The organism is Mycoplasmopsis iners ATCC 19705 (genome assembly GCF_000701805.1).
GTDB lineage: Bacteria > Bacillota_I > Bacilli_A > Mycoplasmatales > Metamycoplasmataceae > Mycoplasmopsis > Mycoplasmopsis iners.
This window is the reverse complement of record NZ_JNJW01000002.1, coordinates 61770-84593: the sequence shown is the minus strand read 5'-3', so window position 1 is coordinate 84593 and position 22824 is coordinate 61770. Positions and strand designations below refer to the sequence as shown.

At 28.4% G+C, this 22824-nt stretch carries 18 protein-coding genes; 12 read left to right on the top strand and 6 right to left on the bottom strand.

Going from position 1 to position 22824, the window contains the following annotated elements:
* Nucleotides 1–5: 5 nt before the first annotated feature.
* Complete coding sequence (locus T395_RS0101060; protein WP_029512661.1) at nucleotides 6–440, bottom strand: LSm family protein; 435 nt, start codon at nucleotides 438–440, stop codon at nucleotides 6–8.
* A gap of 182 nt (nucleotides 441–622) precedes the next feature.
* On the opposite strand from T395_RS0101060, the gene rpsT reads away from it, so the two are divergent.
* The gene (gene rpsT, locus T395_RS0101055; protein ID WP_029512660.1) at nucleotides 623–898 is read left to right on the top strand and encodes a 30S ribosomal protein S20; all 276 of its coding nucleotides are present in this window, start codon (nucleotides 623–625) and stop codon (nucleotides 896–898) included.
* A 499-nt stretch (nucleotides 899–1397) separates the two neighbouring features.
* Here the strand turns inward: rpsT and T395_RS0101050 are convergent, their stop codons facing one another.
* Complete coding sequence (locus T395_RS0101050; protein WP_029512659.1) at nucleotides 1398–1586, bottom strand: hypothetical protein; 189 nt, start codon at nucleotides 1584–1586, stop codon at nucleotides 1398–1400.
* A 225-nt stretch (nucleotides 1587–1811) separates the two neighbouring features.
* Between T395_RS0101050 and secDF the strand changes: the two genes are divergently transcribed.
* The 3 genes from secDF (at nucleotide 1812) to rpsO (ending at nucleotide 5607) form a co-directional block, all read left to right on the top strand.
* Entirely contained in the window at nucleotides 1812–4310 is a 2499-nt protein-coding gene (gene secDF, locus T395_RS0101045; RefSeq protein ID WP_408633496.1) for a protein translocase subunit SecDF, read from the top strand.
* Nucleotides 4311–4368: 58 nt separating this feature from the next.
* Nucleotides 4369–5232: an FAD synthase gene (locus tag T395_RS0101040; RefSeq protein WP_029512657.1), complete on the top strand. Its 864-nt coding sequence runs from the start codon at nucleotides 4369–4371 to the stop codon at nucleotides 5230–5232.
* Between the two features lie 108 nt (nucleotides 5233–5340).
* On the top strand, nucleotides 5341–5607 hold the full coding sequence (rpsO, locus tag T395_RS0101035; protein ID WP_029512656.1) for a 30S ribosomal protein S15: 267 nt from the start codon (nucleotides 5341–5343) through the stop codon (nucleotides 5605–5607).
* Between the two features lie 47 nt (nucleotides 5608–5654).
* Here rpsO and T395_RS0101030 read toward each other — a convergent pair whose 3' ends face one another.
* A complete protein-coding gene (locus T395_RS0101030) occupies nucleotides 5655–7373 on the bottom strand; it encodes a hypothetical protein (protein WP_029512655.1) in 1719 nt (572 codons plus the stop codon).
* Between the two features lie 46 nt (nucleotides 7374–7419).
* On the bottom strand, nucleotides 7420–9045 hold the full coding sequence (gene argS, locus T395_RS0101025) for an arginine--tRNA ligase (protein WP_029512654.1): 1626 nt from the start codon (nucleotides 9043–9045) through the stop codon (nucleotides 7420–7422).
* A gap of 162 nt (nucleotides 9046–9207) precedes the next feature.
* Here argS and T395_RS0101020 point away from each other — a divergent pair, with 162 nt between their 5' ends.
* From T395_RS0101020 to T395_RS0101005, 4 genes are read left to right on the top strand one after another with little or no spacing between them, the layout of a single operon-like run.
* Nucleotides 9208–9477 carry an HPr family phosphocarrier protein gene (locus tag T395_RS0101020; protein WP_029512653.1) on the top strand — a complete coding sequence of 90 codons (270 nt, stop codon included), beginning with the start codon at nucleotides 9208–9210 and terminating at the stop codon, nucleotides 9475–9477.
* Between the two features lie 36 nt (nucleotides 9478–9513).
* Nucleotides 9514–10467, top strand: coding sequence for an ABC transporter permease subunit (locus tag T395_RS0101015; RefSeq protein ID WP_051617771.1), 954 nt, complete (start codon nucleotides 9514–9516; stop codon nucleotides 10465–10467).
* The gene (locus T395_RS03360; protein WP_051617769.1) at nucleotides 10460–11554 is read left to right on the top strand and encodes an ABC transporter permease subunit; all 1095 of its coding nucleotides are present in this window, start codon (nucleotides 10460–10462) and stop codon (nucleotides 11552–11554) included. The genes T395_RS0101015 and T395_RS03360 overlap by 8 nt, the downstream gene beginning before the upstream one ends.
* Nucleotides 11555–13711, top strand: a complete 2157-nt coding sequence (locus tag T395_RS0101005) for an OppA family ABC transporter substrate-binding lipoprotein (protein WP_029512651.1) — start codon at nucleotides 11555–11557, stop codon at nucleotides 13709–13711.
* Between the two features lie 222 nt (nucleotides 13712–13933).
* Here T395_RS0101005 and T395_RS03575 read toward each other — a convergent pair whose 3' ends face one another.
* Complete coding sequence (locus tag T395_RS03575) at nucleotides 13934–15589, bottom strand: IS1634 family transposase (RefSeq protein ID WP_245599326.1); 1656 nt, start codon at nucleotides 15587–15589, stop codon at nucleotides 13934–13936.
* A 184-nt stretch (nucleotides 15590–15773) separates the two neighbouring features.
* Nucleotides 15774–18794, bottom strand: coding sequence for a lipoprotein 17-related variable surface protein (locus T395_RS0100995; RefSeq protein ID WP_029512649.1), 3021 nt, complete (start codon nucleotides 18792–18794; stop codon nucleotides 15774–15776).
* Between the two features lie 312 nt (nucleotides 18795–19106).
* Between T395_RS0100995 and tuf the strand changes: the two genes are divergently transcribed.
* The 4 genes from tuf (at nucleotide 19107) to T395_RS0100975 (ending at nucleotide 22818) form a co-directional block, all read left to right on the top strand.
* A complete protein-coding gene (gene tuf / locus T395_RS0100990) occupies nucleotides 19107–20291 on the top strand; it encodes an elongation factor Tu (protein WP_029512648.1) in 1185 nt (394 codons plus the stop codon).
* Nucleotides 20292–20368: 77 nt separating this feature from the next.
* A complete protein-coding gene (gene tsaE, locus T395_RS0100985) occupies nucleotides 20369–20767 on the top strand; it encodes a tRNA (adenosine(37)-N6)-threonylcarbamoyltransferase complex ATPase subunit type 1 TsaE (protein WP_029512647.1) in 399 nt (132 codons plus the stop codon).
* Entirely contained in the window at nucleotides 20767–21324 is a 558-nt protein-coding gene (gene tsaB / locus T395_RS0100980; protein ID WP_029512646.1) for a tRNA (adenosine(37)-N6)-threonylcarbamoyltransferase complex dimerization subunit type 1 TsaB, read from the top strand. Before tsaE ends, tsaB begins: the two co-directional genes overlap by 1 nt.
* Nucleotides 21325–21489: 165 nt before the next feature.
* Nucleotides 21490–22818: a BMP family ABC transporter substrate-binding protein gene (locus T395_RS0100975; protein WP_029512645.1), complete on the top strand. Its 1329-nt coding sequence runs from the start codon at nucleotides 21490–21492 to the stop codon at nucleotides 22816–22818.
* Nucleotides 22819–22824 lie beyond the last annotated feature (6 nt).

Sequence of the window (22824 nt, the reverse complement as noted above, 5' to 3'; positions counted from 1 at the left end):
AACTCCTAAAATTTAATGTGTTTTTTAATTGCTTTGATATTGTTTTTTGCTATTTCTATTTTTCTAATTTGTCCCTTGTTGTTTCATTGGACTAAAATTTTGTCTTCTTGGTTCTCTAATAATTTGACAATTAGTTTGTCATTTTTTTCGACATTTTTAAGTAAATTAATTTCTAAAGTTTCATTGATTAATTTATCTAATTCGGCTATTTCATAGTCCATTTGCTCACCCCGAGTACCAATAGTTAATGCATCAAAATTAAGATTTTGACCAAATTTTTCATCAATAAAATCATTGATTTTTTGGCTATATTCATTAACTACTTTTTCTTCAGCAGTGTCCAAATATACATCTAGACTTTTTACTCCTGCGAAATTGTCAATTTTGGCTTTAAGAATAATATTGCCAAATTGTTCTTTTAAAATTTGTTCTCAATTCATTTAGCTCCTTATAAAACAACAAAGAGTTGCATGGCTGCAACTCGTATATTAATATTCGACTTGTTGCTTATAGTATAACATTAAAAAAGCAAAAAAGTTATATACATTTATATTTTTACATTATAATAATAAAGATTTTTCACGTTAGAACAAACTAACAAAATAAGAAAAAGGAGGCAAAAATGGCAAATATTAAATCAAAAGTTAGAAGCATTGCTAAAATGGAAGAATTCAGACTTCGTAACAATGCTATGAAAACTCGTGTTCGTAAAGCTATTAGAGCTGCTAGAGAAGCAGTTTTAGCTAATGAAGCAAACGCTGCTGAATTAGTTGCTAAAGCACACTCAATGATTGCTACAGCCGTTCAAAAAGGTACTTTCCACGCAAACAAAGGTGCTAGAAAATCATCACGTTTAGATGGTTTTGTGAACGCTCAAAAAGCAAAACAAGAAGCTTAATAAGCCTCTGCTTACAAAACTTAAAAGCCAACAGTAATTGTTGGTTTTTTTAATTGTTTAACGGGTTTAGTAAATCATGCAAAAAAGTATTAAACATTCCTGAGTTTCCAACTTGGAAACTCAAGGTTTCTAAAATTTACAAAAAACCAACCAATGCCAGAACATCGCTTTATGTAAATGATGAAACATTAGACAAAATAAGAGAAAAATACAGAAAAAGCCTAGGTTAATTGAGTTTTTTTCTAACACAATTATTAAACAAAGCCATTAGTTTGCTAGCTCACTATATTTATATTTTTATTAATAATAGTTTTTTTAGCTTTTCACTTATCATTTACTAGTTTGAAAGATTATTTAATTCTCGCCCATTGCGATTGAAGTTCAATAAATTACAACATTCATTGCTATAAAAAACACCAAATTCACAAATTGAATTTTTATTTTTGCCTTTTTTATAGCCATTTTCACGCTTACAAGCAATTATTATTTCTTCTAGAAATTATCCACACACCATTGTTTGAGTTAATGATAAAAAATCTAAAAGCCTATATTTGTCATTATAAAAAAGAGTGTGTGGAGGTTGATGATTAGAATTCTGCTCTTTTACTGCAAACGCTTTTTTGTAAAAAACACTTAAATGACCTAACAAATGTATTCTTAGGACTTTTTCAATTTCGTTAATTTTCATGTTTTTATTTTAGATTTTTTCTATGCCAATTTTTTCACATTTTTTACATATGTAATTTATGTGGAAAACATCAAATTAATCAACGTTAGAGCCATTATGACTTAAACAATCCTATTAAAAATTTAATATTAATATATAATAAAGAAACTTATGTGAAGAGCTATTAAAAAATTTTTTATAAATGCATTTTCATTAACAAATTGAAAAAGACTTCTAATAATTTTTGTGACATTGATTTCATCAATTTGCGCAATTGTGTTCGGAAGTTTATTTTATGTTTCAAAAAATGTGAATAAATCTGTTGAATATGGCGGCGGGGTTGAGTTTTTAGTACAAGTTAAAAACCAAACCGGTGATGAAACTGATGAGTTTACTAAAAATGTTGCCGATTCAATTGACAAAAGATTAACTGGTGGGGTTTCATTTAATGGAACTAAAGTTGAAACTCAGGGCGAAGGTAAAATTTTAATTACTAGAAATGGTTCATTAACTGATGATGAAAGAAAACGTTTTGAAAAAACCATTACTGATAAACCAAATTTGATTTTAACTGATATCAATATGGTGCCATTGTTTGTGGATAATCAATTTAACTCAAATCATGATGCTATTGATTATAAAAATATTACAAGATATATTCCGCCTCTTAAGCCTAACGGAGCAAGTTTAGATTACCAACAAAATGGTTCTGCTTCATACGCTATTAAAGTTGACTTAGTTGATAAAGCAGCAGAAGTTCAATGAACAGAAGCTACAGATTATGTTTCATCAACAACAAGAACTATTTTAATGTGATTGGATTTAGACAAACTTGTTGATATGGCTGAAACAATGTATCCTGACAAATGAGAAAAAGCAGGCAAGAATCCATATAACTTTGTTTATGTTGATGAAACTCCTTATGACACAACTAATAAGCAAGCAAACACTTTAAAGGTTTATCAATTTGATGCAAAAAACTTTTTAGTAAGTAATGCTGGTGTTTCACAAGCTTTAACTGGTTCTTCATTTACTATTAGCGGTAGATTTACTGAAGAAGAAGCCAAAAAATTAACTGAATCGATTAATTTTGGTACAGCCAAGTATGATTTAACTTTCTTATCTTCTAACTATGTTGATGCTAGCTCAGTTTCTGGTTCATTTGACAAAGCTTTATTAGCCGGAGTTGTAGTATTTTCATTAATATCAGTCTTTATGATTGTTAATTATGGACTTTTAGGTGCATTAAGCACAATATCAATTGCTCTTTATATGTTCTTAACTTTATTAATGTTCACAGTGTTGCGTGGAGAATATTCACCAGTAACTATTGCGGCTTTAATTATTGGTATTGGTATAAGTGTTGATGCTAATATTATTACTTTTGAGCGTCTGAAATCAGAAGTTTATGCGGGCGAGAAAATCAAAAAAGCAATTAAGAATTCCAACCGGATGTCAATGTCTTCGATTATCGATGCTAACTTAACAACTTTGATTGTTTCATTTATCTTGTTCTACTTTGGAACAAGTGCTGTTAAAGGATTTAGTCTTTCATTAGTCTTCTCAGTTATTTTTACCTTATTAGTTATGCTTGTCTTTACTAAATCAATTAGTTCATTAATTGTGGGTACAGGTTATTTTGACAAACGTTTATGACTATTGGGTATTAGATATAGAAAAATTAATAATTTAAATGCTCAAATTTTCTATCGTAAATTTGATTATGTTAAAAATTCTAAATGATTTGCCTTAGGTTCATTGATTTTTGTTGTTATTGCTTTAATAGTCTTTTCTTCAATTGCCGGAGTGCAAAAAGAATTTTGAGCAGGTTTTAATCGTTCATTAGAATTCCAAGGTGGTATTAATATATCAATTGAAGGCAAAAACAACAATATTATTGACATTGTTCAAGCAGAGCAAATTAAAGCCTTTTTAATTAGTAAACAAGCTGAATTGGGAATTAATAATGTATCAGAATTTGTAAAAATCTTACCTGTTAATTCAGATCGAACAATTTTTAAAGTTGTTATTGAAACACCACAAGATTTAAATAATAGCATGGACAATATTAAAAATATTATTAATGAAAATATTGCTTCGGTTCAAGTTTGAAATTATGGTATTTCTTCAATTGAAGCCCAAAATCTAGTTAAAAACGCTTTATTAGCCGTGTCAATTTCATTCGTTGGTATTATTGTTTATACCTTAATTAGACTAAAATGAACATTCTCATTTGCTGCTATTATCGGCTTGCTTCATGATGTTATCTTAACTATTGGTTTCATTATTGTAACTAGATTACAATTGTCACCAATCATTGTGGCTGCTATATTATCAATTATTGCCTTTTCAATCAATGACACTATTGTTGTCTTTGACAGAATTAGAGAAAAAATTAATTCAAATTACTACCACGAATTTTTAACTTATCAACAAATCAAACAAATAGCAAACAGTTCGATTGCTGACACAATCAAACGTAGTATATACACTTCACTAACAACAATTTTAGCTGTTTTAGTCTTATTAATGTTTAAAGATGCAACTAATTTAGCATTTAACTTAGTAATGATTTTTGGTTTAGCAATTGGTGCTTATAGTTCAATTTTCATATGTGCTTGAATTTGAGTTAAATTAGAAACCATCAGACAATTAGGCATTAAAAAACGTCAAGATAAAAAATATTGAGTTATGCCAGGTCCAGAAGAACAAATTTTCCCTGGAATTAATGATTTTATAGCTTAATATATGTAAAATATGTAAAGGAAACTTTGCATATTTTTATTAACTTTTAAGGACTAAAATGACTATTTACAAAATTAATAATCAACCAACATTTAATAAACCAATCTATATATTAGGCAGTTTTGAATCTTTTCATAAAGGTCATAATGAATTATTGCAAACTGCTAAAGCATTAAAAGAAAATGAGCCATCAAGAGAAATAGTTCTAGTTTATTTTGAAGATGTTGAATATTTACCTAAAAACCATGGCAAAATTTTTACTAACAATGAATATAGAATTCAACAATTTGCCAACCTAGGTTTCAAAAATTGTATTCGGCTATTTTATAGAGAAATTAGGAATTGATCACCAGCTGAATTTATTGAGAATTTAGTTAAAAATCAAACTGATTATACTTTTATAGCGGGAACAGACTTTAAATTCGGCGCTAAAGCATCAGGCGATGTTAAATGATTATTGACTAATTATGGAACTAACGTTTTGATAGTTGAGCCATTGAAACTAGCAAATGGTAATAAATTATCAACAAGTTTTTTAAAAGAGTGTTTGATTGCTGGCGAAATAGAATTAGTTAACAACTTAAATACCTTTAATTATGGTTTTTTGGGCGAATTATCATATTCAACTGAAAGTGTTAAATTTGAAATAGCTGACGCTGAAAAAATTGAAAGTTTAACCAATGGTATTTATATTTGCAATGTAATTGTCAATGATTATGTTTATTATGCTGCTGCTTCAATTGTTGATAAATCAATTACTTTAGAATTTATTGATTATATTTTGAATCAAGGTGAATATCAAAAAGTAGAAATACAATTATTGCAATTAGTTCGTCCATTTTTAAATAATGAAACACCAAAAATTAATGAAAAAGACTTATTTATAGGCAAAAACTATTTTGTTAAAATTAGCAAAAACTAAAATAATTATGCTATTATAATAACGCATCCAGAAATGCAATTTTATTCTTGGTTTTAATTAATAATTAAGGCTAGGATAAAACATATTTATTTTACAAGGAGTAAAAATATGATTACTAAAACACAAAAAGCTCAATTAGTAGCAAAATACGGAAAAAATGCTAAAGACACAGGAAACACATTTGTACAAATCGCAATTTTAACAGCTGAAATTGAAGATTTAAAACCACACTTCCAAAACAACCCTAAAGACAACCACTCAAGAAGAGGTTTCTTAGCAAAAATTACTAAACGTCGTCTTTTATTACAACACTTAAAAAATACAGATTTCGACACATACCAAAGAGCTTTAGCAGAACTTAACTTAAGAAAATAATTTACATTAAGCAAAAAACACGGTTATTTTGACCGTGTTTTTTTGTCTTATAATTCAATAATGAAGTAAGGATGACTTGTTTCAGTAGGATCAACATAAAGTTGATATTGAGAATTTTTAGCATCATAGTTAATGTAAAAAACAGAGTTTTCATTTACAGTAACATTTTGCCCGCTTAATAAGTCTTGTATATTATTTCCCTTAATTTTTAAAATTGTAGTTTTGTTATTTTGAATGGCTAAAACTATTCAAGAATTGTTAATATAAATTCCGCTAGGTAATAATTTGATATGGTTTTGTTCAAGAAGATTATTTAATTCATTGTGCTCTTGAATGTTTGTATAATCATTAACATTGTAATAATAACTTTTTACTGTTTCGCCTTTTTTACCTATGAAATAGACTTTTTGGTCATTAAATGAAAGAGATGACATTTTGTCAAATTTTTCTTTTAAAGAATTAATGTAATAAACAAAATTATTTTTATATTCAGAATCGCTTAATCAATTAGTTAATGAGTCGTCATTTGGCTCTAAATTAAACAATCTACCAGTTGTTTCTATAAAATGTTGCTTTCTTATATAAAGGCGCATTTCATAGTCTAAGGAAAGAATTGATGATTCTCCAACTGGATGATATTTTTCAGGTTGCCCGTCATCTGAATGTGTTGGATCAACAAAGAATCATTTTCCATCATCATTTTGAATTGATAATCAGGTATGTTGTTCACCAGTAAGAATTTTGTATCTAAGTCTTGCTTTAGAAAGTAGCATTGCAAATTGTTCAACATATTCTTTGCAAACACCTAATCATTTTTCATAAGCAGTCTTTAAAGACGTTTCATTAGAATTAGTTGCTGATTTATAAACTAATTCTTGCATGACGAATTTACCTAAAATATAGGCTTTTTCAATCACACTCATTTCATCATTAATTAAACTCGTAGCGCGATTTACATAATTATTAATAGTTGTTTCTAAGTTTTCTGCTACAAAATTAATCATGTTAAATTTAAAATTAGTAACATATTTTATGCCATCAATTTCTTTTGTATTAAACATTACTTCGCCATTTGCTACTAGAGATAATTCAAAATAATTTTTGTAATCATTTTGAAGAAAATCCATCATTGCTTCATAATAAGTTGATTCTTTTATTAATTTAGCTTTACGGTCATAAACAACGTTTTTGGAATACATTTTTAGTTCTGGATTGTCAATAAAAGCTCTTTTTCCAATGTCCAAAACATCTTTAATATGAGCAATAACTTGAGCTTTGTTTAACTCAGTTTCAAATGAATATGTTGGTGGAAATTGTCTAGCGAAAAAGTCATCTCATTCAGAATATAATTTTTGAATTTTAGTTTCAGCTTCTTGATTTTTTTCTTTAATAACAGCAATATCACTAATATTATTTAAAGATTCTTTTTCACTATTCAATTCATTTTTTAATTCATTAGTTTTAGCTTCAAACATCATCATGTAATAAAACGAAGTTGTAGCGTCAGTTTTTAGTTCATTCGCTCATCTTTCAAAATCATTGATTTTTTCGCCATAATTTTGAATTAAATATTCTGCTGTTAAAACATTTTTATCTTCATCAATTGGTTTAGGACTTTCATCAACAGGCGGAATTGGTTGTGGATTTGGCTCTTTTATAGGCTTTTTAGCATTATCTCCAGTTTCATTGCAAGAAGCAGATAACCAGATCAAAGGAGCTGCTAAAGCTAAAGTATTTAAAGCCAAGAATTTTCATTTACGTTTCATTTTTAAGTTACCTTTCTAAAAAAAGCGGTCTTTGCACCGCTTTTTTCTACATGTTGTGTGGAATTGAAATGTCAATTAATTTCATTCCGTTTTCAAGAGTTATGTTTACAGCCTTAACAATTGCTAATAAACTTTCTTCATTTTCATTGCCAATGATTCTGTCACCATTTGAGTATCATGAATTAAACTCTTTTGCTAATTTAATTAAATATTGTGTTAATAAATTAGTCATGTATTTTTCAGCAGATTTTTCAATAATTTCAGGGAATTCTAAAATTGTAGAAATTAACTTTTCGTCTCTTTCTGATTCAAATTTAGTTGCTTTAATTGAGTTTATATCATAATTTGATTTAGTTAACAAGGTATGTGCACGGGCATTTGCGTATTGAACTAAAACAGCTGGGTTATCATTTGATTTGCTAGTAGCAATATTAATATCAAAATCAAGTTTTGAGTTATATGTTCTATCTAATAAAAGGAATCTAGCACTATCTTTTCCAACTAAGTCAATAAATTCTCTTAATCAGAATGATGTACCTTTTCTTTTTGACATCTTGAATTCTTCACCATTTTTCATTAATCTCACAAGTTGCATGCAAAGAATTACTAAATCATCACCCTTATGACCTAAGTCCATCATGGCAGTTTGCATTCTTTTAATGTAGCCTGAGTGGTCTCCGCCTCAAACGTCCATTATGATTGAACCTTTGCCTGTTCTTTCAAATTTAATGTTGTGGTAAGTAATATCGGGTGTAAAGTAAGTGTATTCGCCATTACTTTTAACTATAACACGGTCTTTATCATCGCCATAACGAGTTGTTTCTAATCATAAAGCGCCATCTTTTTCATATTTGTTTGGTAATTTAGCAATAGCAGCTTTAATTTGAGCAGCATCATTATCATAAAGTGATTTTTCGCTAAATCAAATATCAATTGGCGCGCCAAATCTATCTAAGTCAGCTTTAATTTGACCTAAAAATAGCTTTGTGCTTTCAAGTTTTCATTTTTCTAAAATTTCGCCTTCTAATTTAGCACCTTTATATTGTTCACCATATGTTTTATAAAATTCGTTAGCAGCTCAAATAATATCTTCGCCTCTATAAGCTTCTTCAGGCATTTCATATTCTGGATCAAAAATTTGTTGATATCTTGCAAACACACTTTCGGCAAGCATATTAATTTGGTTTCCGGCATCATTGATGTAGTATTCACGAACAACTTCTAAGCCAGCAAATTCAACAATGTTAGCTACTGTTGAACCAATAGCTGCATTTCTAGCATGACCAACATGTAAATAACCTGTTGGGTTGGCTGAAACATATTCAATATTAATTTTGCCTTTTTTATTCCCTTTACCATAATCATTGCCTTTTTTAAGCACTTCATTAATACCCTCAACTAATGATTGTTGGCTTAAAAAGAAATTGATAAATCCAGGCCCAGCAATTTCAATTTTTTTAAGGTAAAGTTCTTCTTTTTTAGCATTTAACTTTTCAACAATTTGGTTGGCTAATTCAAGTGGATTTTTTCCTTTATTACCCATAGCAACATTTGTTGCTAAGTCAGAATAAGATTTAGGTTCAATTAAAAACGGCTCTTTTTCAATACCAAGTTCTTTTGCAACTTGTTTTAATTCTTTTAATAGATTTTCTTTAACAATTATCATATTCATAATGTTTATATTATACTTAATTTGTATATTAAATTGTTATGAGATTAACAAAATAACATTATTTTAAGCTTGAAAATGATTTTTAATGAACTAGTCGAATGCCAAAAGTAATTTGAATGTGATTTGGTATAATATAACAGAATTAAGAATGTAGGAGAATTTATGAAAACATTTACAGCAAAAATTATTGATCCAATCGGTCTTCACGCTCGTCCAGCTAGTCAAATTGTTGCTTTGGCTTCTCAATTCAAAAGCGATATTACTATTGTTTCAAATCAAACAGGTAAATCAGCCAACTTGAAATCATTAATGATGGCAATCGCTTTAAATTTACGTAACAAAGATTCATTTACAGTTAAAGCCAACGGAGAAGACGAAGAACAAGCAATTGAAGTATTACAAAAGGCATTTGCAGATAACGACTTAATTTAGTTATTTTTCTTATTTGCCTAGTAGAAAGGCAAAAACATGCGCTTTATTAATTATTTTTCTAAAAAAATATTTTTTTCAATAGGTACATTCGCCTTAGTAATAATATGTGCCTATGTTTTTTTATATTCTTCAATTGCTAACAGCAACAAACCAATAATTAGCGAACTATTTAATTTTCTTAAAAACGTATTCAATGGTTTTGGAGAGCTATATACAAAATCTTTAAAACTAACATTTAATAGTGCTTTTGATTTGTTTTGAAGTTATTTCTATCATAGTCTTTTATTTCTAATATTAACAATTTGCTTTTCAATAATTTTAGGTATATCAATTGGCATTTTTATCGGCTATAAACACAATAGCATTTCTGAAAAATTTGTATCAATTTTTGTTTTTGCTGCCATTTCAATTCCAACATTCATATTAGCTCCAATAATGATAGTAATTGCGCAAAATAATGACATTCCAATAATGTATTTAAAACCAGATGAATATGGCATTTGGTGAAATATTGCGTCATTAATAATACCTGTTTGCTTGCTTTCTCTTTTACCAATTAGTTATATTTCAACGGTAACCAAAAACACTATTTTACAGACGTTATCAGAAAATTATGTTGTGCAAATGAAAGCAATTGGTATGTCAAATTATGATATTTTTAACAAAACAGTCTTTAAAAAAATAATTGCTAATTTAGTGTCACAAAGCATAACAATTTTAGCAATCACATTAAGCATAAGTTTTATTTTAGAAAGAGTATTTCAAATACCAGGTCAATCATTATTAATTATTAGTATGTTCCAAATGAAAGAAATTAATGTTTTAATGTGTTTTATAACTATTAATTTGTTAATTTTTCTAACTTTAAATTTGATTAGCGAAACAACTTATATTGCCTTAAATAACTTATTTATAGGTCAAAGCGCTAAAAGTCATTTAATTTTAAACTTAAAATCGATGTTGAAAAGAAAGGGGCTAACTAATGAATAAATTTAATTTATTTAGCTTTGCCAAAAGCAAAATTCAGCCTTTTTCTTTAACAAACAAACAAAGTACTTTTGTCAGATATTGAAAGAGATTTTTTGCTTTAAAAATCAATTGATTAATTGTCGGATTAATAATTGCTTTCTTACTATTTATTTATTTATCAATAATTTTTTATCCTTATCAACCTTATACAAAAATTGAAAATAATATTTTATTTAACGGGTTGCCTAATTATTCAAGTCCGTTAGTGTTTCAAAAGTTTACTTTTGATAGTCCTATTTATGAACTAATTAAGCAACAAAATGCTATTGATCCAAGAATTATAATTAGCGAAACACAAGCGGTTGATAAAGTTAATGTTGTGTATGACGCTTATTTATTGTTGGAAACAATTTATCATAAAAAATTTATTTTATTTTTTGGCACAAATGCTAATGGATTTAGCAGATTTAGCAATTTAATTCATTCACTTGGTTGAACAATTTGATTTACTATTAGCATATCAATTTTGCAAATGTTATTAGGAGTGCTTTTAGGCACAATTTTTGGTTATTTTTCTAAGAAAAAAGCAATTCAAATTAGTTATTTTTTGTTTAATACTTTTACAATAATTCCTTTTTTGATCATTATAATTTTGATTTTTCAAGCCACAGCTTACACCAACTTAAAAGCAGTTTTATTTTTAACTTTATTCGGCTTTATTAATTTCTTTTATTTAGCTTATAATAAAACAATCTCAATTTGCAATCAAGAATACATATTAAGCTATAAAACAGTTGGTTTGGGTAATTTTAGAATTATTTGTAAGTATATTTTGCCACAAGTTTTAATGTTGGCTATTAGCTTGATAACTGAAAATATTTCATTAAACATTTTGGTTTTAAGTTCGTTAGCATTCTTTAATGTTAAAGGACTTGAAAATACTTTAAACATAGGCAATATTTTCAAACAAATAATTATTGATTATTCCAATGTTAGTTATGTTGTATTTGCAATTGTTTTAATTTCTGGTTTTGTTTTATTAACAAAACTATTTGGTATTAATCTTTATGTTGCTTATAATCCAAAAGAGGAAAAAAGGAGAGCTTAAATGAACAAGATCTTTAAATTATCATTAATTTCTTCTTTAACAACCTTGCCATTAATTGCAACAGCATGTAATATTAGAGAAGCAAGTTCAAGCAAAACATATATTAAAGAATTTAATAGTGCCAATCCAATTACCAATAATTATTTAATTAATAAAGTTAAAAGAGTAGAAACTGATTATGAAGCTTTATTGCACTCGCCATTGATTCGTTGAGAATTTAATGGGAAAGCAAAATATGATTCATTAAATAAAACATTTTTTAAAGTAAGCACAAAACATTTATCTTTTGGTCTAGCAAGCAGAATAACATTAACTTTAAAAGATAACTCAGTTTATGTTTATGACAGTGATGAAGTTGATAATTTTGTTTTATCAGCAAATGATAGAACGGGCATTAAACAAATTTATTCGGAGAATGAAAGAAATATTAATTCACAAAGTTTTTTCAATAATTTATCAAAAGCTAAAAGTATTTCTTTTTCTTTAAAGCAAGCTTTTTATGTACATAATAATAGCGAAAGATCAGGTGATTTTATAGCTTATTCAGACTATTGGCGTTCTTTGCAAAATGATTGAGATAATTCACAAAATTTATTTGCTAATTACGCTATAAAACAGCCAAATATAACAAATTTTGCTACAGGGATAACATTTGAATTACTTGAAAATTCAAACACAAATTTAGCTAGTTTCACTTTAGAAGAAATACCAAATAATTTAATTTTTAACCCTATGCCTTTTTATGAAAGTTCAGAAAATTTAAGGCTTGAAGATATCAAATTTGCCAGCCCTTATTTATTGGCTTACAATTCGTTTGACAAACAAATTTTTCATAAAAATGAAGACTATCCTGTAGTTAATTTTAAAATAAGTGATTATAAACTTGAAGAAGTTATTTTAAAATACAATCCTGTTCCAATAGATATAAGCACTTACCAATTGCAATTAGTAGAAGCTTTTAAACAAAATTTGATTTCTGAAGCAGATTTCAATTTGCTTAATTCAACACAACAAAATGAGATCAATAATAATACTGTTATTTACGGATTAAATTATTTCAGTCAAAACAATAGTTTTACCAATGGTAATAAATATTTAATTAATTTAGAAAGTTTACAAACAAACAATCCAAAATACAATAACGCCTTTAAAAAAGCTTTTTTTGGCGATTTAATTAATGGCGAAATAAATCAATTAAACCTTAATTTTAGAAATTTACTTTCTATGTTGATTAACCCTTACGCATTACAAAAAATTAATAATTTTGATAATTATTGAAATAGTTTGAGTCCGCAAAATTTAGTTTTTGATGCAATCGATTCTTATCAATACAAAAGTGCTAAAATAGCAGAATTTGAAGATTATATTAATAACTTATATTTTGAAAATACAAGTACCAATGACTTGATTTTTGTTAATAAATACGATTTTGAAAAGCAATATCAAGCAAATGTTTTAAATTTAGAAAAAGCTTTACAAAACCCTAAAATAGCTGTTTTAAAGGCTAAAATGAAAAATATTTTAGATCAGTTATATACCATTTATTCTTTAGATTCATCAGAAATCCTTGAATGAGAAATTCCAGTATTTGAAGAAGAAAGTTATCAATTGAAACAATTGTTTGATTGAATAACGAATATTTACAGGAATTTAGATTCAAGATTAAAGCCAACGTTTAAATTTGTTGAAAAAAACGACAATTCATATTATTTAAAATATTTTGAAGAAACTTTTTATAACTCTTCATTTAGCAACTATATATTTTCACTTTTAAGTAATAAAAATATTCCATTATTAACTGTTTTAAAGGTTAATATGAAACAAGACGCAAATAGTATTTTGTTTGATAAGACTTTTACTTCAATTCAAATGTTAATTGACATTTTAAGCAAAACGACACACAAAAACATAAAAGAAATAACAATTGAAGACATAACTAACTATAAAAATGAGTTAGTCAATATTTTACAAAGTTTAAAACTTCAAGATCAACTATCATTAATAAAAGCAATTGATCTAATTTTTTCAGTTCAAGCAAACACTTCTGCATATTCATTAATAAACCAATATTCAAAACAAATTGTACAAATTCAATTTGAAAAACCTTTGAACGATGTGGGTTACACGCAATATCAAGACATTAATGTTTTGATATAACCAATTTCTTAAAATGCTTTTTCATAGGTAATTTAGGCGAAAAAAAACAAGCTATTTTGCTTGTTTTTTTAGAGCGTTAAGCTAATTCTTGTTCATAGATGGTTTCAATTCTTTCGCCACTTCCTGTTAGAAGAACGAATTTACCTGAGTTTCCAAGTTAAAAAGGGCTAAAAAACGAAAACACCTATAAATAAGGCGCTTTCGTTTTTTTGTTATTTTTAACTACAATGATAGATTTTCTATAACAAATGAAAAATCTTTATATATTTTGTTTAATTCGTAATGGTTTGGATCTAAATTATTAATAATTTCACCAACAACTTTACCATTTACAGTTTTAGTTGTTATTGTTATAAGTTTTAAGGCATCTATAAACATATTCATAGTTACTTTTTGAATTTCGCCGTTATCTTCATAGAACTTTTTAAGTTTGTATATTGAGTATTTTAAGACAATCAACGCTAAGAAACACAAGAAAACATGCGCTTGAATGTGAGAATCTTTATGAACAAACATTGGTCTAACTTCAAGCGAAGATTTCAATGTTCTAAAACCTTCTTCAATTTTTCATTGTTGTCTATAAATTTCATTAGCTCTTTGCGCTGTTAAATCTGGTATGTTGGTTTCAATCATATAGAAACCATCTTGATCAGCTATTTTTTTAATTTTAGAGTAATTTAATTTTGCAATTGTTTTGCCCTCAACATCCATATATTTTTTCTTATATTCTGGAATAAGATCACTTAAGCAAATTACATTATTTATTGATTTTTTCTCATATTTCGCTATCGAAAAAGCTCTTTTTATTCTGTCAAGCTTTTCTTTTGCTGGGCTAAAATAAACTATTTGTTTTCTAAGAGTTTGATTAAATCTTTTCTTTTTTCTATTGTTTGCTCAAACAGATTCCACAAATCTGCTTTTTGAAAAAATTTCATGTTCCAACATATAATCTTTATCTTCAATTATGAATTTTTTGTCTGTTTCGCTAAGGTTATCGATGCGTTTTTGAACAATGTATTTATAGCCTTTTTGTTCTAAAAATCTTAAGTTAGCATTTTGACTAATTCCTCTGTCGGCAATAATGGTTACGTCTTTAATCTTGTAAATTCTTTCCATTTCAATTAAAAACTTAATTAAAGTTTGTGAATCGGCAGTATTTCCTTCAAAAATTTTGTAATGAAAAGGTATTCCATTATTGTCTGTTGCCATTGCTATTACTATTTGGTCTTCATCATGCTTGCCATCTTTTGAAAAACCTTTTTGTCTTACGCCTTTTCTTGAAAAACTTTCAAAATAAACAGTTGTATTGTCGAAGTGTAATTGTTTACTGTTTCTATTAGTTAATTCTTGTAATTTATTGTAAAGATTGAACAAAATAGTTTCTTTGTTTGTTAAAAAAGTATCAAAATAGTTATAAATTGATGATTTTTTGATTTCAATATTGTGCAAAAAATCATTTTTGTTTTTATATTGACAAATGTAGCTTCTTGGAAAAATAATTCTGGTTCCAATGATAAATTCAAGAACTTCTTCTAATGATTTGTGCTTGCTTTTCAGCAATGAACTGAATAAGTTTAGTTCTTTGATAATTTTGTAAATTAAATCAATTCCAACATTTTTAACATTAGTTTCAACAGATGTTGGCTCTAACAATTCGAAAAATTTGCTCTTTGCTTCAATTTTGTTGTTTGTAAATGGAACTAATTTTGCAATTGCCTTTAGATCATCAATGTTTTGCAAAGAATATTTATCTTTGATTTCATCTCAATATCCTAAACCAACTAAATCACCAATTCCTTTACCATAACCTTTTGAAATTCCGATTGCTAAATAGATACCTTTTGGGTTGTTTCTTTTATATAAAATGTAATTGCTCATGCCCTAATTATACACTATTATCATTGTAATCATTGTAAAAAATAAAAATTTTTTGATTTTTTACTTATATACGTAGTATATAAGTAGGGTTTAAAAATTATAAAAAATGAGCTTCCAACTTGGAAACTCAGGTAGGTAATTTAGGCGAAAAAAAACAAGCTATTTTGCTTGTTTTTTTAGAGCGTTAAGCTAATTCTTGTTCATAGATGGTTTCAATTCTTTCGCCACTTCCTGTTAGAAGAACGAATTTAATAACAACTTTGTCTTCAATTAAATATAAACCAACACCCTTAGTAGTTCCTTTTAGTTTTGTAGCATTAGAAATTGTCATTCCTTCTCTACCGTGAGTGTTAATTGCTTGACCATCAACTGATGTTTGAGCTTGAATTGCTTCTGGATTGATTTTAATTTTTAAATCAATGTTTTTATCTTTTTTGCTTTGAGGCTTAATTACATTTGCATCAATTCTAATTAGGTACATACCATCTTTCAATTTTCCTGACACATGTTCTTTAAGAGCTGCTTTATCAGATTCATCAATTACGAACAAGTTCTTGTTTTTAGCAAATGGAACTGCTCAATCAGCAAGAGCTAGTTGGAATCCATCAATTGTAATTTCTTTAGTTGTTGAATTTGATGAATCTTCTTTGTTTGCTACTGTAACTGGAACAACCACAACTCCTGTTTCAGCATTAATTTTTAATTCACCCATTGTTAAATCAACTTTTTCTTTTTGATCGCTATCAAGAGCTAAAGTAATATTTTCATTTGTTACTCTATAAGCATTAGTTGATTCTTTATCACCATTAAATGTTGCTGTTAAATGTGTTGCTATTTCTTCAACATCTAAAGGATTGCCTTGTTTAAAGCCACTTAACTCATATTTTTTAACAAATTTGTCATCATCTTTTGTTAAAGTTACGACAAATGTTAATGTTCCAAGTGAATCGTTTGCATCTTCAATTGATTTTGTAACAGTAATGCCTTCTTCAATTACTAATTCGGCATTGTCTTTCATAATCTTGATATTGTTAGCCTCAACATTGGTTGGTAGCACTTCGCTTTTGTTTTCTAATTCTGCTGTTGTGTCATCTAAAACATTTGTTAATGCACCTTGTTTAAAACCGTTAATTGTTTTGTTTTTAATAACTTCAACAGTCATGCCAGTTTGTTCTTGGCTTAATTTGTAGGTAATATTAATTTCGCCTTGGTTTTGGTTTGGAATTCATGAAGTGATTTCAAATGTTAAGCCATTTAATTCACCTTTGGTTAAATTAGCTTGTTCTGCATTAACAGCCAATGTAGTTTCCTTGTTTGGATAATCAATAGTTTCATTGAATTCTGTTGCTTTTGCTTCAAGTTCGCTTTGTGTATATATTGTGTTTAATTTAGCAGGAGTAGTTGTGGTTACTTTGTTGTCCATACGTCTAAGGCTTTCATCAAAGTTATATCTACCAATAGTGAAAGTTAATGAATATTCTTTATCATTACCTTCACCATTTACTACTAATTGAACTTTACCATTAACCATTTTTTCGCCATCACTAGCATATGTAGTTACATTAGAACTCTTGATAGGTACTCCGCTTTCTCCTAATGTGAACAACACAATGTCATTTTCCATAACAGCTGCTTCTCTATAGTTATATGCCAAGATAGCGCCATTTTCTTTAGTGCTTAAAATTTCTTTAACCTTAGCGTTTTGAACCAAAGTAAAGCCTCTCATTATTTCACGCTTATCTAATATGTATTCTTTACTTGTTTTGTGTGTTTCAAGTCTTCTAGTAATGAAATTTTCTGAAACTGTTTCATCTTTTTGAAGTTTGAATTTTACTTCTCTATAGCCATTATCAAGCTCATCAGTTGTAGCTTGTTCATTAACAAAAGCTTTTTCTATTGCCATATAGCCTTCTGTTGTAGTAACAGTAACTTTAGCAATTTCTAATTCATTTGCATCAAGGTTAGCAATATCTCCTTCATAACCCGCTGTTGCGATTTTTTCAGCATTAGCTAAGTCTTTTTTAGCTTTAGAAATAAGGCCTGTAATTTCAACAGTAATTTCTTGGCTTTCTCCACTTTCAGCAAACTTATCAGTTAATTTATACTTAACATTAACTATATTTGAATCTTCTTGTTTTTCAGCTGATAAGATAGTAACGGCAACATAGTCGCTATATTCATTTACAACTGTTGTTCATTCAGCTGGATTTTCTACAAGCTCTTCAATTGAAGGAACTTCTTCGCCTTTTAATGCTTTAATTGTGATTAATTGGCTAATTGCTTCATACTCTTCATCTGTTAAAGCTTCATTAGCTGGCATTACTTCAACTGTAATAATTTCTGAATAATTTTGTGTTTGTTTTTGTTTAGCTTTATAACTAAATTGAACTTTTTTAGCTTCAGTTAATACAAAACTGCTATCATCAATTTCTATTTCAATTGCGCTATTTGGAATTGTGATATTAAGACCATCAGCAAAGTAAACATTCATTAAATTGTATGCATTATAAGTTGTTCCAAAAGTTACTTCTCTAGCTGCCTCATTCAATTTTTCAACTGGCATTGCATCAATAGTGAATGTTCTAATAAATTCTTTTTTATTATCTTCATAACGTTTGTCAGTAATAACAAATGTAGCTTGTAACAACCCTTGTTCATTACGCATATAATTTTTTGAAGAAATTGTTACATATTGATCAAATTCGCCGTTGTATTGTTTGTTAACTCCATTTTCACCTTGACTTTGGAATATTTCTTCAGTTACATATGGATCTTTTAAAGTTAATACTAAACCAGCATTAACTTCATCAAAAACACTTTCAGCTAATTTTAAATTAGTAAATTCAAAAGTTCTTGATTTTGGTGAAATTGCCCCACTTGAAATTTCTTTTATAGAAACATTAATGGTTGCTTTACCGAATTTTTCATGTTTAATTTTAAGTTCATCAGTAGGATCAACTTTATTAAACGCTATTGTGTATTGTTTTGTGTCAATACCCAAGACATTGTATTTGCTCAAATCAGTATCAAGTGAAGAATCTAGATGTTCTGCTTTTGGTGAAATTTCCAATTTATCTAATTCTTCATTTAATAGCCTTTCTTTTGAATTGTCTATTTGTTCTTCGCTAGTACACTGTGCAGCCATCAATGTAATTGATGAAATAGTTCCAGCTCCTAATAAAATAGATAATTTCTTAATTCTCATTACTACTCCCTATTTATTAATAATATTAATCTACACTTTTATATTATCAATACACTAATGAATAGGCAATGAAATAGAAGGTTATTATTAAAAAATTATAAAAATAACTTATTTTTTTCCATAAATTAAAATATATATAGCTAAAAAACCATTTAAAAAATAACAAAGCAAACTAAAAATATTTGAATATCATTTTTTTAATTTAATATAAAATATTAATCATATAAACGGCGCATTGGACAGGATGCAGATGAAAGGCTGCACTTAGGTTGGTTTTAGCGCTAAAACAAACAAAAATATGAAAGGATTAACATGGCAAAATTAGATTTTAATCGTAATAAAGATCACGTTAATATTGGTACAATTGGACACGTTGACCACGGTAAAACTACTTTAACAGCAGCTATTGCTACTGTATTAGCTAAAAAAGGTTTAGCAGAAGCTCGTGACTATGCGTCAATCGACAATGCACCTGAAGAACAAAAACGTGGTATTACAATTAATACCTCACACATCGAATATGAAACAGAAAAACGTCACTATGCACACGTTGACTGTCCTGGTCACGCCGACTACATCAAAAACATGATTACCGGTGCTGCTCAAATGGATGGTGCTATCTTAGTTGTTGCTGCAACAGATGGTCCTATGCCTCAAACACGTGAACACATTCTTCTTTCAAAACAAGTTGGTGTTCCTCGTATCGTTGTTTTCTTAAACAAATGTGATATGGTTGATGACGAAGAAATGCTTGAATTAGTTGAAATGGAAGTTAGAGAATTATTAAGCAAATACGGTTTTGATGGTGACAACGCTCCTATCATCCGTGGTTCAGCTAAATTAGCTAGCGAAGGCAATGCAGAATACGAAGCAAAAATTATGGAACTTATGGACGCTGTAGATACATACATCGAAACTCCAGTTAAAGAATTCGACAAACCATTCTTAATGGCTGTTGAAGACGTTTTCACAATTACAGGTCGTGGTACAGTTGCTACAGGTCGTGTAGAACGTGGAAAATTAACACTTAACGAAGAAGTTGAAATCGTTGGTTTAAAACCTACTAAAAAAACTGTTGTTACAGGTATGGAAATGTTCCGTAAAAACCTTAAAGAAGTTCAAGCTGGTGACAACGCTGGTTTATTACTTCGTGGTATTGAAAAATCACAAATCGAACGTGGACAAGTTATTGCTAAACCAGGTTCAATCATTCCTCACACAGAATTCAAAGCTGCTATCTATGTATTAACAAAAGAAGAAGGTGGACGTCACACTCCATTCTTCAAAAACTACAAACCTCAATTCTACTTCCGTACAACAGACGTTACAGGTGGAGTTGAATTTGAAGCAGGACGTGAAATGGTTACACCAGGTGAAAACGTTGACTTAGTGGTTAAATTAATTGCTCCTATCGCTGTTGAAGAAGGTACAAAATTCTCTATCCGTGAAGGTGGACACACCGTTGGTTACGGTAGTGTTACAAGCATTATTAAATAATAAACAAATTAATTATTAAAAAACAAGGCATTGGGCTTTGTTTTTTATTATAATTTTGCTTATCAAGGTAAATAAATATGAAAAAAGAAAAAATAATAGTTAGAACTTTGGATGATTTATCCCAAGTCGCTAAATTTACATTAGACAATTTAACAAGTTCCAAAAAAGTCTTATTAAATGGCGATTTGGGAGCAGGAAAGACAGCTTTAGTTAAAAAAATAGCAGAACAAATAGGCATTAAACAACCTATTACATCGCCTACTTTCAACTACATGAAAGTTTATGATGGTTTAGTTCATATCGATGCTTACAATTTAACTGAAGATTTAAGTGAATTTGAAGATTTTTTTGATAACAATATTGTTGCTATTGAATGAGCAAACAATATTACAATTTATGACAAAAATTATCTTGAGATAAATATTGAAGTAGATACAGAAAACAATCGCATATACACTATAACGAAAGAGGAATAATGAAACTATATTTGGATACTGCCGATAACGATTTTGTACTTGCTTTATTTGACAAAAATTATAAATTTATTGACAAAATCGTCTTATCACAAGAACAAAAAAAAGTTGAATTAATAGACAAATACATTAGAAATCTTTTAAACAAAAACAACTATAAAATAGACCAAATCGATGAATATTATGTCAATATTGGCCCCGGTTCATTTACCGGAGTTAGAATTAGTTTGGTTTATTTAAGAACTCTTGCTTTATATTTACAAAAACCAATTTTTACAATAAGCACTATGCAAATTTTGCATAATCAATATCCTGATAAAGCAAAATTAGAAATTAAATCAGGAGGAAATAAAGTTTACTCTTGATTAGCTAATGATACTTTTTCACCTGAACAAATCAAAATTGAAGTTAATGAAAATCCTAATCTTTTAAATGTTGATTATGATTTAATGATTAACAATTTTGCTCAATATATCAATTTGTTTAAATCATATGATGATTTGATGGATATTGAACCATATTATTTAAAAATGCCACAAATTGGCACGAAAAAACATTAAGCTAAATTTGAAATCAAGAACAAAAACATAATTAATGTGGAAATTTCCACATTTTTTATTTCTAAAAGGCGCTAAATAGTTTTGACATCATAAAAAATACTATAATTTAGACATACATAATAAATATTAATATGTATATAAATTAAATTTAAGGAGATTTTCTTAATGAAAAAATTTAAAAAAAGTTTGTTATTAACAATGGCAGGAGGTACATCATTATTTAGTGCTTCAGTTATTGCCGCTTCATGTGGAAGCGAAGCAACTGAACACCCATTAAAACCAAAACAAATGATGACCAATGTTGTTAAACTAGAAGAAAGAAAATTAACTGCTGAAGAGCTTCAAAATGTTCCTAAAATAGCAGTTGTTACTGACACTGGTGATTTAAATGACAAATCATTTAACCAATTATCATGAGAAGGTATTATTCACTTTGCGGAATTCAATGGAATTCCTGTTTCAAAATATAATGCTTACCAAGTTCACAATGGAAATTTTAATGAACAATATGACGCGGCTATTAATGATGGAGCAAAAATAATTGTTGTTCCTGGCTTTAGCCACCAAGACAAATTGGCTGAATACTATGAAACAAATAAAGAAAAAATTAATAAAGCCGGAATAGTATTTATTGGAATTGACTACTCATTAACAAATGAACAAATAGGCGGACGTGGAATATTCTTGAACTTCAATACAAAAGAAGGTGGTTTCTTAGCAGGTTATGCTGCTGCCGAATTCTTTAAAGATGAAGCAAACAAGACATATAACGCATTCGGTGGTATGGCCATTGATGCTGTTACAGATTTTATCGAAGGTTTTGCTAAAGGTGTTTACAAACACAACTTGACTAATACAACAAATCCTTTATTATCTGTAAGCAATAACAGTTCGTTCTATTTAGATAGTGGTTTTAAGACACATCTTGCTTCAAAACAAACAGATGTTTCAAGAAATTCAATCGCCTTGAACCCATCAATTCTTTTACCAGTTGCAGGTGCGTGAACAACAGACTATGCATCTAAACAACCAAATATTAAATATATCGTTGGTGTTGACACTGACCAAGCAATGGCTGATAAAGCTAATGAAGCAAAATACTTTACATCAATTCTAAAAAATATGGCACAGGGTATTTTTGACTTATTAACAGCTTACGCTAAAAATGAAACATCGAAATTAGGCGGATACGTTGCTGGTCAACAAGTTGGTAACTTAAGAGATGGTGTTGATGCTAACTGAGTAGACTTATCTGAAACACACTTAGCAGGTGATGACACAGCTAAAGCGAAAGCTGCTATTGATAAAGCAAGAGAAGTATTTAAAGCTATGTCAAGTGAAGACAAAGCATGATTAAACAGCAATAAACCTACTCCTGATGCCGAAGCAATAGAAGGCAACCAAGCAAGAATTGATGCATTAGTTGTTGCAACCAAAACAGCTCCTACTGCTTCAACAGATTCAGCTGCAATCTCAACTCCAAGATCAAATTAATAACTA